This window comes from Brevundimonas sp. Br13 (genome assembly GCF_055391505.1).
Genome location: NZ_AP044008.1, coordinates 689759 through 702206, shown reverse-complemented (window position 1 = coordinate 702206; position 12448 = coordinate 689759). Strand labels below are relative to the sequence as shown.

The following is a 12448-nucleotide window of genomic DNA, read 5'->3' as shown; positions in this document are numbered from 1 at the left end:
GGGGCCGGTTAGAGGTCAAGAACCGGCGGATTCGTGCGACGCGAGCGAGAAAAAGGCGGCTCGCAAAGGGAGTGCGGCGGCCCCCGCCGCCGAGGCGTCGCCAAGGATCGGCGACGCCTCGACCTTCGGGACAGGGCGGCAATGCCCGCGACGTTGCGGGTTGGTGAAGCGCAGCCGTTCGATCAGGCGAAGAGCCAGGGCGTGAGGCAGCCGCCCGCCCAGGACGATCCCGCCGGGATCCAGCACGCCCGATATGGCGGAAAGCACCAGGTTTAGCGGCTGTTCCGCCGCGTCCAGCCACTGGTCGATGATCGGATGATCGGCGGGGAAGTCGGCCAGAAGGTCGCCGAGCGACGCCCACCGGTCGCCGTCGCCAGCCTGCATCATCCGGAGCAGGGCGGTCAGATTGGGTTGGAACCAGTCAACGGGTATGACAGAGGCGAACTCGCCTGCATTGCCGTTGTCGCCGCGCAGGGGTTCGCCTCGCACGACGACGCCACCGCCGAATCCTGCCGAGAAGTACAGATAGGCGAAATTGTCCAACCGGCGCCCGACGCCGAACATGGCCTCGCCGATGGCCGCCGCCGTGCCGTCGTTCTCGATCCACACCGGGCCGTCGAAGGCCTTGGAGAGAATCCCGTCCAACGGTTGAAGGGCCCAGGCGTCCAGCGCAGGCGGCGGGTTGAGGCGGGCCCCGTCACCGATGAAATATCCCGTCACGGCGGCGCCGACGCCGATCCTTTGAGAGGCGGACACGCCCGCCTGGGTTTCCAGATCTCTGACGAGCTTCTGCATCTCGGCGATGGCGGCCGTCAGGGACACGTCGCGGATCGGGATCTGGCGACGGGCCAGGATCGAGCCGCTCAGATCCATGACGGCTGCGGCGACGGCGTCGGTCATGACGGAGACGCCGACCGCGTGAAGCGCCTTTGAATTGAGACTCACGGGAAGACCCGGCTTCCCACGACCTGCCACGACGGGCGCGCCTTCGATCAGCAGGTCGCGCTGCAAAAGAGATTCGACCAACCGAGCGATCGACTGTTCCGTAAGCTCAGTGGCGCGCGCCAGTTGCGCGCGCGTCATCGGCCCGTCCCGGCGCAGCAGGGACAGCAGCCGACGTTCGTTGGCCGTCGCCGTGCGTACGCCGTCCTCACGCAGGAAACGCGGCGCGATTGATCCGTAACCGACTCCCACCATAGAGGGATGCATAGCGGAAACGGCCAGCCAAGCACCTACCTTATGGTCGGGGCGGCGCAGGAATCCACCGCACCTTGTACAAATGCATGTCGTTGATCGGGACACGGACGACGCGGCCGTCTTGCATGACCGAGAAGCCGAACGCCCACCAACGTTCCTCAGCCTTGACCCAGGCCAGACGACCCTCGGCGTCGACGTCGACGGATTTGACCTGCAGCGCAGGATTCAGCGGCTCCAGAGCCTTGAAGGCGTTGGCTTCGGGATCGAAGCGCCAGGCTCCGTCGTGGGTCGTGACCAGATAATCCGATCCGTCGGCTGCCCTGGACAGATCATGTCCGTCGCGGGCGCCGGGCAGCGTCCACCGCGCCGTCTCCTGAAGTCGCGGCTCGTCACCCTCCCAATCCACCAGGGCGAAGGCCTGGATGGTGTCGTGCGATAGGGCGAAGAGACGTTGACGCTCTGCGTCCCAAACCGCCCCATGACCCGACGGCAATGGCAGGCTGAGAACCGGCTTTTCGCCGTCCGTGAGATCGTAAACGTTCAGTCGATCACCCCTGTCGTGAATCGAGAGCGCCACGGCGATGCGATCGCCGGGCAGGACGGCGGCCGAATGCGCCATGGGCGCTTCAGCGCGAAAAAGCACGTCTCCAGACGCACCGTCCAGCAGTACCACGCCCCCCGTTGAGGCTGTGATCAGCACACGACCATCGGCGACGGGCTTGCACTCATCGATCTTTTCCAAGAGCCCCGCGCGAAACCCCTGCGGCAGGTTTTCGGCCTCCGAGGCGTCCCAGCGCCAGGTCTCGCGCGGTCCTTCGGCGGCGAGTTCATAGCGCCGGACCTGATCATCTCCACAGGCCAGAAGGGCGGGCGAAGCGGAGAGCGCCGATGCGAGGGTGAAGAGGGCGGAGAGGATCATGGAGGCTCCTGAAAGTGACCCGGAACCTATAACGACGGATCATGTCATAAATATCTCACTATGAGTGAGTAAATGGAGCGCATCCCGATCACGGAGGCCCACATGTCGGTTCGCCACTCTTCGCTTCGTCAACTCTGGTTGGCGTCCACCGTTCTCTTCGCAACGCCGACGGTGGCCCAGACGGTCCCGACCGCTCCCGCCGCCCAGTTGGATGAGATCGTCGTCACCGGGGTTCGACTACAGGCGCAGAACGAAATCTCGACGAAGCGCACGGCCGCGATCATCTCGGATTCGATCAGTTCGGACGAAATCGGCAGCTTGCCGGACTTTGGTCTGGGCGAGGCGCTCGAACGGGTTCCAGGGGTCTCGACGGTTCAGAACAATGACCGCGGCGAAGCGCAGTTCTTGTCCATTCGCGGCTTGAACGCCGATTACAATCTGGTCCAGGTCGATGGGGTCGCCCTTCCGGCCAACGAACTCGGGCGCCGCAACGTTTCGCTCGACGTCATCCCCTCGTCGCTGGCGCGGCGGGTCGATGTCTCCAAGTCCGTGACCCCGAACATGAACGGAAACGCCATCGGCGGCGCGGCCGACCTCGTGACCCGCAGCGCCTTTGACGGACGCGGCGATCTGTTCATCGCTGGACGGTTCGATATTGGCGTTTGGGACAACGAACGGCATTTCAGAGACGGCGGACCGTCCGGTCAAGGCGAGGTCGTGGTCTCCAACACCTTCGGGCCCAACAACCGATTTGGCTTCGTCGTGTCGGCGAGCCGCTATATCCGCGATTCTTCGTCACTGAACTCGGCCGTCGACAACTATAGTTTCTTTGATCCGGTCACCCATGCGCGACTGGCTGTGACGGCGCCGGGTCTGGATACGGCGGACGTCGCGCCTCAGCGTCGTCGTTGGCTGGCCTACGACAACGTGCGTAAGCGAGAGGGCGTGTTCGGCAAGTTCGAATACCGTCACGGCGGCCTGGAGGCGCGCCTCACGGCGGCGGACTTCACCCATACCAACGATGAGGACCGCCAGAGCAACATCCTGATCGCGAACGGCAATCCGGTATCGGCCAGCATTTCCGCCACGGGGGGAAGCGTGACTTCCGCCAACGCCCAAGTCGATCTGGTCCAATATGACCAGGCGCGCGGCATCCGATATGTCGATTTCCGGGTGCGCTGGGCGCCCGGCGCGCGTCAGTTCGTCGACTTCGGCTTGAACGACGCCGTGGCCACCTACCGCCAGGACGCGCATCTGGCGACTTATCGCATCGCCAATACGACGAACCTCGCCTTCACCTATGAGATCGAGCGGGGCGCGTTTCCTTATTTCGACGTGGCCAACCCGGCCTTCGCCTTCGATCCCGCCAACTACCGGCAGTTTGAATACGGCACGACGCTGGACGACGCCCGCGAACAGGCCAAAACCGCGCATCTCGACTGGGGGTTCAACGTCGATCGAAGCGACCGCGGCCTGGGTCTGCAGATAGGCGCCTATGCGCGTCGCCTTGAGCGCAGCTACGATAGGGGCGTTGACAACTACCGGCCGCTGAGCTCCAGCGACTATCGCCTGTCCGCAGTAGGCCGGTTGTCCGACTACTCGCCCTTCAATGCGCGGGGGACACGAATTCTGATCGTTGATCCAGGCTTGGCCCGGGCGTTCTTCGAAGCCCACCGAGCGGGTTTCGCGGCGACCCCGACGAATGCGGCCGGCAGCATCTCCGCCGACTATGACATCGACGAGGATATTGACGCGGGCTACGCCATGGCGCGGTTCGGCGCCGATCGCCTCACCGTCTCAGGCGGCCTGCGCTACGAGCACACGAAACTCCGGTCCGGTTCCGCCGCCCTGACCGCCGGCGCCTACCTTTATGGCGTTCAGGAGACAGACTATGACGACTGGCTTCCGTCATTCCAGGCCAACTACGATCTGACCGAAAACCTGAAAGTCCGCGCCGCCTGGAGCCGGACCATTGGGCGGGCCAACTATGACGACCTCGCTGCGCGCGAAGTGCGGACGGTCAACACCGAGGGCGACTACACCATTCAGGGCGGCAATCCCTTTCTCAAACCGCGCCGGTCGAATAACGCGGATCTGAGCCTGGAATATTACGCGGGCCGTGACACCATGGCCTCGGTCGGCGTTTTCGAGAAGGATGTTTCGGACGAGATCATCGTCCTGCGGTCCACGGCAGACGAAATCATCGACGGCTCGCTGGAATCCGTCACTCGCGTACGTCCCGTCAACGCTGGCGACTTCAAGGTCCAGGGGATCGAGTTCAACCTGGTGGTTTCGCGCATGGACTTCCTGCCGACCCCGTTCCAAGGGTTAGGGGTGTCCGCCAATCTGACGTTGTTGGACGGGACGCCGCCCAGTGTCGCCATGAGCGACTTCACGCAACGTCGCCTGCCGGGGCTGTTTGAAAGCGCCGACCGGGTCGGCAACCTCAAGGTCTTCTACATCTCAGGCCCCTTCACGGTGCAGGGCGCCTGGAATCATGTCGGCGACATGCTCTATTCGGTGTCCAGCAGCGACCCGCTGCAGGACCGGATCGTTGAAGCCAATGACAGGTTCGACGCCCAGGCCCGGTATCGCCTGAGCCGGAACCTCACGCTCGTTGCCCAGGCCAAGAACCTGACCAACGAACGCCGCCGCAGAATGTTCGGCCCCGGCTTCGGCCTCTTGCGCGAGGAGCTCGACAACGGCCGCGCCTTCTACGCCGGCGCATTGTTCAGGTACTAGTCCAGCTCAGCCAGAAATTCGAAAATGGCCGCCTTGGCCTCCGGCTCGTCCAGCATGGGGGCGTGGCCGATCTGGGGAACCTCGACATAGGCCATGTCCGGCGCCGCCTTACGCATGCGCGCGGCGATGTCGGCGCTGAGCAGGTCCGAGACGCCGCCGCGCACCAGCAGGGTCGGCCGGTTGCGGGCCAGCCGCCGGAACATGGGCCACAGATTGGGAACCAGGGCCTTGGCGCCCGCCGCCCGGATGGGCACGGAGATGTCGGGATCATAGTCCAGGCCGATCTCGCCGTCCGGCCCCTGGCGGAAGATGCGTCGCGCGAAGGCGTCCCAGTCCGCATCCGAATAGTGGGGGAAGGTGACGGCGTTGATCCGCTTCGCATAGGCCGCCGCGTCCGCCCAGCTGTCGATCTCGACCGGCTGTCCGCTGTAGGCGGCGATGCGCGCCAGACCCTCGGGCGCCACTTCCGGGCCGATGTCGTTCAATATGGCGGCGACCACCGCCTTGGGCCGCAGGGCGGTCAGGGCCATGGTGATCAGCCCGCCCATGGAGGTGCCCATGAAGACCGCGCGGCCCACGGCCGCCTGGTCCATCAGCGCCAGCACGTCGGCCGCATAGACGTCCGGTCGATAGGTCATCGGATCGGGCGCGCGGTCCGACAGTCCGCGTCCGCGCACATCGACCGCCAGGACCCGCCGCCCGCTCTGGGCCAGAAGCGGGGCTATCGCTTCGAAGTCGGCGCTGTTTCGCGTCAGCCCGTGGATGGCGATGACCGGCGGCCGCGCCGGGCCGGGGCCGGGCGCATAGTCGCGGGCGAACAGATCCAGGCCGTCCGGCGATTTCCAGCGACGTTCGACATAGGCGGCGGCCATAGTCACGGGCGGTCTCCTTGAACCGAGAAGCCGCCACAGTAATTCACCGCGCGACGAATTGCGATGGCGTCAGCCGCCGAGCAACTCCTTCACAAAGACGTCCAGGTCGCCGCCCTCGAACAGAAAACCCGAGACCCCGGCGGCTCGGGCCGCCGCCATGTCGGTCTGCTGGTCGCCGATCATGAAGGACCGCGCCGGATCGATCTGGTGATCCGCGATCGCCCTCAGCAGCATGCCGGGGTTGGGCTTTCGGTCAGGGTGATCCGGATGGCGATAGCGTTCGTCCTGGGCGTCGGCATGGAAGGGACAGGCGTAGACGGCGTGGATCACCGCCCCGTCCTGGGCCAGCCGTCTGGTCAGCAGACCGTTGAACGCATGCATCTGATCTTCGCTGAACAGACCGCGCGCGACGCCCGACTGGTTGGTGACGATCACCGCCAGATAGCCCAGTCGATTCAGCCGGCGCACCGCGGCCGAGGCGCCGGGAATCAGTCTCAGATGTTCAGGCAGATGCGGATAGCCCGAATCCTCGATCAGAACCCCGTCGCGATCCAGAAAAACCGCGGGAACACCAGTCATGCGTCTTGTCTCGAACGTAGCCGTATCGACGCCGCAAGGCGCGGCGCAAAGGGACGGTTAGAAAAGGAACCTGGCTTAGGATGAGGACAAGCCGGCGCCAAGAGCGGTCGAACGCCGCCCTAGAGCATGATCGTTTCAGGCGGAGCCGCGAGGCGGTTCCTCCTCAACGGATCAGGCTCTAACGTTGCAAAGGGCAACGCGAAGTGACGCAGCCCCGTTTGGCCCCTGGGACTGATCTTGCTAGGAGGGCGGCCATCCTCGCGGCCGATCCGTCGGTCCGCCGCCCCCGAATCACCGTGGAGAGCGCCCGCATGATCCCCTTCATTGACCTCCAGGCCCAGCGCCTGCGCCTCTCCGGCAAGATCGAGGCCGCCGTCCAGGAGGCCGTCGTCGGCGGCGCCTGGGTCATGGGGCCCCAGGTCCGTCAGTTCGAGGCCGACCTGGCCGCCTTCGGCCAGGCCAAGCATGCGCTCGGCTGCGCCAACGGCACCGACGCCCTGATCCTGCCGCTGATCGCCTGGGGCATCCGCACCGGCGACGCTGTCTTCTGCCCCAGCTTCACCTTCACCGCCACGGCCGAGGTCGTGCCCTGGCTGGGCGCCTCGCCGGTCTTCGTCGACGTCGACGCCCGCACCTACAATATGGACCCGGCCAAGCTCGAGGCCGCCATCGAGGCGGTCGAGGCGGAGGGGCGCCTGACGCCCAAGGTGGTCATCGCCGTCGATCTGTTCGGCCAGCCGGCCGACTATCCCGCCATCCGGGCCATCTGCGACCGCCACGGTCTGAAGCTGATTTCGGACTCGGCCCAAGGCTTCGGCTGCACCCTGAACGGCGCCCATCCCCTGAACTGGGCCGACGTCACCACGACCAGCTTCTTCCCGGCCAAGCCGCTGGGTTGTTACGGCGACGGCGGAGCCGTGCTGACCAACGACGACGACCTGGCCCAGGAGATGGACTCCCTGCGCGTCCACGGGAAGGTCGTGGCCAAGGACCTGGAGGCCGGGGCGGCCGCCTTCGCCCATGACCCTAAATATCTGGCCATGCGCATCGGCATGAACAGCCGGCTGGACACCATCCAGGCCGCCGTCCTGATCGAGAAGCTGAAGGTGTTCGGTCAGGAGATCGAATGGCGCAACCGGATCGCCGCCCGCTACAATGAACGTCTGGCCCCCCATGTCTCGGCCGTGCCCCATGTCATCGACGGCGGCGTGTCCGTCTGGGCCCAGTACACGATCGAGCATGCGGACCGCGACGGCCTGGCCGCCCATCTGAAGGAACAGGGCGTGCCCACCGCCGTCTACTATCCGGTGCCCATGCACCTGCAGCCGGCCTACCAGCGGTTCCCCCAGGGCGCCGGCGGCCTGCCGGTCACCGAGCGGCTGAAGGATGCAGTCCTCAGCCTGCCCATGCACTCGGACCTGGATGAGGCGACCCAGGACCGGATCATCGCCGCCGTCGCCGGCTACAAGGGCTGAACCATGCCGAACACCCCCGTCCTCAAGTTCGGCGTCGCCGGCGTCGGCGTCATGGGCCGCAACCATGCCCGCGTCGCGGCCGAGATGCGCGAGTTCGACCTGACCACGGTCTTCGATCCCGATGCGGTCGTCGCCGAGGGCGTTGCGGCCGCCTATGAGGCGACCCCGGTCACGACGGCCCAGGCCTTCGTCGACGCCGGCCTGGACGCCGCCGTCGTCGCCACGCCCAACCGCTTCCACGCCGAAGTCGGGGTGGCCCTGTTGGAAAAGGGCGTCCACGTCCTGGTCGAAAAGCCCATCGCCGCCACCGTGGCCGACGCCCAGCGGATGATCGACGCCGCCAAGGCCAATGACCGCGTCCTGATGGTCGGCCAGGTCGAGCGGTTCAATCCGGCCGTCGAGACGGTCAAGCGAGCCGTCGCCGACGACGAGATCATCTCCATCCAGATCACCCGCGTCGGCCCCTTCCCGCCCCGCATGGGCGAGGTCGGGGTGGTCATCGACCTGGCGGTTCACGACATCGACATCATCCGCCACCTGACCGGGTCCGAGATCGTCGAGGTCCAGCCTCAGCTGGCCCGCACCCGCGCCGAGCGCGAGGACACGGCCCTGCTGCAGTTCCGGCTGGACAACGGCGTCATCGCCCACATCACCACCAACTGGGTCACCCCCTACAAGACCCGCACCCTGCAGGTCGCCACCAAGACCAAGTTCATCGTCGCCGACCTGATCACCCGCCAGGTGACCGAATATTTCGGCCAGCAGCCTGACGGCTCCTATTCGACGAAAATGCTGAACAGCTGGCCCGCCGAACCGCTGAAGAAGGAGCTGGAGGCCTTCGCCCGCGCCATCCATACCGGCGAGACCCCGGCGGTGACCGGCGAGGACGGCCTGCGCAATCTGGAGGTCGCCCTGCGCTGCCTGGGTGAACACTGATCGGGGCGAGGCCTAAAGTCGCCGCAATGGAGAGGAAGGAAAGAGGCATGCGCACGCCCCTCGCCGCCCTGTCCGTCGCCCTGTTGACCGTGTCGGCCGCCGCCCCGGCCCAGGCCGACACCCGCTACTTCTCCTACAACGCCTCGGATCGGATCACCCAGGCCCTGACCAAGGGGATCACCCTTCGGGTGAGGCGCGGCCTGTTCGGCGCCGCCGCCATAGAGCGGCTGTTCTCGACCACCGCCCGTGGATCGGCCGACCTGGCGCGCGGCGGCCCCGATGCAGCCCGGCGGATCCTGCCGGAGGACGCCCGAGGCGCGGACCTCTATGAAGTGCAGCAGATCGGCGACGGGCGCGGTCTGGCCCGCGCCCTGTGTCCGGGGGCCGATCAGGTCTGGCTGGCGGCAAGCCGCATCCGCGCGCCACGCCCCCTGACCTTGAACGCAGTCGGTCGCTGGGCCGACGGGACCCACCGCCATTGCGTGACCCTGACCTATGAATGGCGTGGAGAGTGGCAGACGGCGCCGGCCTCCCCCTTCGCCGACGCCCCCGGCGCCTGATTGGGCGAACCCGCCTTCCAACCGCACCGCTTGATCGCCTAGTCTGGCGATCGGCCGAACCTTCGGAGATGACGGCGATGCGATGGGCCCTGCCCCTGGCGGTTTTGATCGGCCTTGTCGCCGCCCTTCTGACCTGGACCCGCCTCGGTCCGGCCGCGCCGCCGGCGACCGACGTCCCGATCGTGGTCTATCTTCTGGACAACGGCTTTCATTCCGATCTGGCCTTGCCGCGCGCGGCGCTTGAACGACGAGGCGGCGCCCTGGGACGGGCGGTTGAGACCCTGGCGCCGGGTGACTGGATTCTGGTCGGCTGGGGCGACGCCCGATTCTATGTCGATCAGAGCCCGATCTCCGACCGCCTGCCCGACGGCGCGCGCGCCTTCTTCCGGCCCGGCAATCCGTCCGTCGTCATGTTGGACCCGGAGGCGGACGACCCGCGCGCGCGACACGCCCCCGATCGGCGGGCCGCCCTTCATCTGACGCCCGTCGCCTTCGACCGGATGGCGGATCGGATCGAGGCGTCGCTGGACCTGTCGAGCGGCGCGCCCCGCGTCGCCGCCGCCCGCCCCGGCGACGACGCCCGCTTCTTCGCCAGCCGTGAAACCTTTTCCATCCTGCATCTTTGCAACCACTGGACGGCCGGCGTCCTGAACGCCGGCGGCGTGACGATCCGCCCCGCGCGGTCGATCTTTTCCAGCGAGGTGATGCGGTCCGTCCGGGCCGCAGAACTGGACACGGCGGTCCCACACGCCTAGACCGCCCGCCTTTCGCTTATCCGGCCGGGTCCGAACCCCGGCGGGCGATGAAGAAGGAGCGGCCGATGGCCCGTAAGCAACACACCCGAAATTCATCCGGCCTTGCCGGTCCCAGCCAGCGCCAGCTGCGCGCCGGCGAACTGATCCGCCACGCCCTGGTCGACATCCTGCGCGAGGAGGACATCCACGACGAGGCCCTGGCCGGCGTCTCGGTCACCGTGACCGAGGTCCGCCTGTCGCCGGACCTGAAACACGCCACCTGTTTCGTCGAGCCCCTGGGCGCGGGCGTGGAGACCGCCCCGGTCGCCGGCCATGAGAGCGAGATCATCAAGGCGCTGAACGTCCACGCCAAGTTCCTGCGCGGCCAGCTGGGCCGCCGGCTGGACATGAAGTTTACTCCCGACCTGAAGTTCCGCCACGACGAGAGCTTCGACGCCGCCAGCCACATTGACCGTCTGTTCGACGACCCCCGCGTCCGCGCCGACCTGGAACGCCGCGACGAGGACGAGGGCCAATGATCGTGTGGTGCGCCCGGTTCTCCACCTTAGCGCTTGCGGCTTTGGTGTCAGGATGCGGAAGCATCAATGAAGGAAACCCTTTGCTACTGCCTCTCGCTATACCCGTGATCGTCGGGGCCGAGGCGGCGATGATGCTCGGCAACCCGAACAACGGTGCGTCCCGCATAGAATTTCTTCCCCCAACCTGGGATCCCTTCGTCGGCGATGGTGCTTGGACAGACTCTCGTGGGCAGCGCCTGATCGTCGGCGATGGTCGCGTTCGCGCTGAATTCAAGAAGTGCATCTTAACCGCGCGCCTCGCTGGAGCACGCACAGCGACCGACCGATCCGGACTTCAGTATCCTCTCGAAGAAGTCGTCCTCACGTCCAATGATCAGGATGGATGTCAAAATTGGCCGGTTCCCGCAAAGGTCGATATCGAGATGTGGCGGACTCCGGGCTATCAAGACGAAATCCAGGTGAGTTTTTCTAACCTGGGGCTGACAATGATCTATTATCCGAAGGGCAAGTGATGGGCCGTCGGAAGAAGGGCGACGTCGTCGACGGCTGGGTCTGCCTGGACAAGCCGTTCGAGATGGGATCGACCGAGGCGGTCAGTCGCATCCGCCGCCTGTTCAACGCCCAGAAGGCCGGTCACGCCGGGACGCTGGATCCCCTGGCCAGCGGCATCCTGCCCATTGCCCTGGGCGAGGCGACCAAGACCGTGCCGATGATGATGGAGGCGAAGAAGGTCTATCGCTTCACGATCAATTGGGGCGTCTCGACCGACAGCGTGGACCGGGAGGGCGAGATCATCGCCCGCTCCGACGTGCGCCCGCCCCTCGACCAGGTGAAGGCCGCCTTGCCGGCCTTCGTCGGCGAGATCGACCAGACCCCGCCGCGTTTCTCGGCCATCAAGGTGGACGGCGCCCGCGCCTATGATCTGGCCCGCGACGGGGTGGATTTCGAACTGCCGTCCCGGCGGGTGGTCATCCATTCGGCCGAGGCGACGGCCGCGCCGGACGCCGATCATGTCGAGATCCGCATCCTGACGGGCAAGGGCGTCTATGTCCGTTCGCTGGCGCGCGACCTGGCCTTGGCCCTGGGCGCGGAGGGTCATGTGTCAGCCCTGCGGCGCGAGCGGGTCGGGCCCTTCAGCACGGAAAACGCCGTCACTCTGGATTCTCTGGAGGAAATGGTGCATAGGGGCGCCGCCTCGGAAGGCTTGCTTCCCGTCGCGACCGCTCTGGACGACATCCCGGATCTGGCCGTGACGGAACAGGACGCCTTCTCGCTTCGGCAGGGACGACCGATCGTTCTGCTCCCCCGTCAGGTGGAAACCCTCAAGACCCGTCTGTCAGACGGCTCGCGAACGGTTTCAGCCTTTCAGGGCCAGACCCTCGTCGCCCTCTGTCAGTTGCGGGCCGGCCGGTTAGAACCCGACCGCGTTTTCAACCTCTAGGCCCGGGCCATTCGGCAAGGGCCGAGACCCCACGGCCTCAAGCAGCGCGAAGCGCGATAGGCCAAGAAAGGACTCCTTCGATGTCGATCACTGCTGAACGCAAGAACGAAATCATCGCCGACAACGCCCGCACCGCCGGCGACACCGGCTCGGCCGAGGTTCAGGTCGCGATCCTGTCGGAGCGCATCGCCAACCTCACCGAACACTTCAAGACGCACAAGAAGGACAACCACTCTCGCCGTGGCCTTCTGAAGATGGTGTCGCAACGCCGCCGTCTGCTCGACCACCTGAACAAGGTCGACGCCGGGCGCTATCAGGCGCTCATCGCCAAGCTGGGTCTGCGTCGCTAAGGGCGCGGAACCGTGTAAGACTGTATGACGAGGCGCGGGCGGTCACGTCCGCGCCTCGTTGTGCGATTAGAACCGACCTGCGCGCCGCAGGACTTTAACGGCGC

At 66.2% G+C, this 12448-nt stretch carries 13 protein-coding genes; 9 read left to right on the top strand and 4 right to left on the bottom strand.

The window, feature by feature from the left end; all coding sequences use genetic code 11:
• Nucleotides 1-15 precede the first annotated feature (15 nt).
• Together ACZ5M6_RS03385 and ACZ5M6_RS03380 are read right to left on the bottom strand one after the other, a co-directional pair.
• The gene (locus ACZ5M6_RS03385) at nt 16-1197 is read right to left on the bottom strand and encodes an ROK family protein (protein WP_054764471.1); all 1182 of its coding nucleotides are present in this window, start codon (nt 1195-1197) and stop codon (nt 16-18) included.
• 40 nt (nt 1198-1237) lie between these two features.
• A complete protein-coding gene (locus tag ACZ5M6_RS03380) occupies nt 1238-2116 on the bottom strand; it encodes a DUF6528 family protein (protein ID WP_054764470.1) in 879 nt (292 codons plus the stop codon).
• 102 nt (nt 2117-2218) lie between these two features.
• Here ACZ5M6_RS03380 and ACZ5M6_RS03375 point away from each other — a divergent pair, with 102 nt between their 5' ends.
• Nucleotides 2219-4858, top strand: coding sequence for a TonB-dependent receptor (locus tag ACZ5M6_RS03375; RefSeq protein WP_464159676.1), 2640 nt, complete (start codon nt 2219-2221; stop codon nt 4856-4858).
• Here ACZ5M6_RS03375 and ACZ5M6_RS03370 read toward each other — a convergent pair.
• Complete coding sequence (locus ACZ5M6_RS03370; RefSeq protein ID WP_464160095.1) at nt 4855-5730, bottom strand: alpha/beta fold hydrolase; 876 nt, start codon at nt 5728-5730, stop codon at nt 4855-4857. The genes ACZ5M6_RS03375 and ACZ5M6_RS03370 overlap by 4 nt on opposite strands.
• 69 nt (nt 5731-5799) lie before the next feature.
• Nucleotides 5800-6309 carry a D-glycero-alpha-D-manno-heptose-1,7-bisphosphate 7-phosphatase gene (locus ACZ5M6_RS03365; protein WP_054764467.1) on the bottom strand — a complete coding sequence of 170 codons (510 nt, stop codon included), beginning with the start codon at nt 6307-6309 and terminating at the stop codon, nt 5800-5802.
• Between the two features lie 311 nt (nt 6310-6620).
• On the opposite strand from ACZ5M6_RS03365, the gene ACZ5M6_RS03360 reads away from it, so the two are divergent.
• The 8 genes from ACZ5M6_RS03360 (at nt 6621) to rpsO (ending at nt 12344) form a co-directional block, all read left to right on the top strand.
• Complete coding sequence (locus ACZ5M6_RS03360; protein ID WP_182714636.1) at nt 6621-7784, top strand: DegT/DnrJ/EryC1/StrS family aminotransferase; 1164 nt, start codon at nt 6621-6623, stop codon at nt 7782-7784.
• 3 nt (nt 7785-7787) lie between these two features.
• Entirely contained in the window at nt 7788-8720 is a 933-nt protein-coding gene (locus ACZ5M6_RS03355; RefSeq protein WP_054764465.1) for a Gfo/Idh/MocA family protein, read from the top strand.
• A 47-nt stretch (nt 8721-8767) separates the two neighbouring features.
• Nucleotides 8768-9280, top strand: coding sequence for a hypothetical protein (locus tag ACZ5M6_RS03350; RefSeq protein ID WP_464159675.1), 513 nt, complete (start codon nt 8768-8770; stop codon nt 9278-9280).
• Nucleotides 9281-9357: 77 nt separating this feature from the next.
• Nucleotides 9358-10035: a DUF2459 domain-containing protein gene (locus ACZ5M6_RS03345; RefSeq protein WP_336969360.1), complete on the top strand. Its 678-nt coding sequence runs from the start codon at nt 9358-9360 to the stop codon at nt 10033-10035.
• Between the two features lie 65 nt (nt 10036-10100).
• Nucleotides 10101-10553 (top strand): 30S ribosome-binding factor RbfA, encoded by a 453-nt coding sequence (gene rbfA / locus ACZ5M6_RS03340; RefSeq protein ID WP_182714639.1) that lies wholly within the window; start codon nt 10101-10103, stop codon nt 10551-10553.
• The gene (locus ACZ5M6_RS03335; protein ID WP_464159674.1) at nt 10550-11065 is read left to right on the top strand and encodes a hypothetical protein; all 516 of its coding nucleotides are present in this window, start codon (nt 10550-10552) and stop codon (nt 11063-11065) included. The genes rbfA and ACZ5M6_RS03335 overlap by 4 nt, the downstream gene beginning before the upstream one ends.
• Entirely contained in the window at nt 11065-11994 is a 930-nt protein-coding gene (gene truB / locus ACZ5M6_RS03330) for a tRNA pseudouridine(55) synthase TruB (protein WP_152949301.1), read from the top strand. Before ACZ5M6_RS03335 ends, truB begins: the two co-directional genes overlap by 1 nt.
• A gap of 80 nt (nt 11995-12074) precedes the next feature.
• Complete coding sequence (gene rpsO / locus ACZ5M6_RS03325) at nt 12075-12344, top strand: 30S ribosomal protein S15 (protein WP_054764461.1); 270 nt, start codon at nt 12075-12077, stop codon at nt 12342-12344.
• Nucleotides 12345-12448 lie beyond the last annotated feature (104 nt).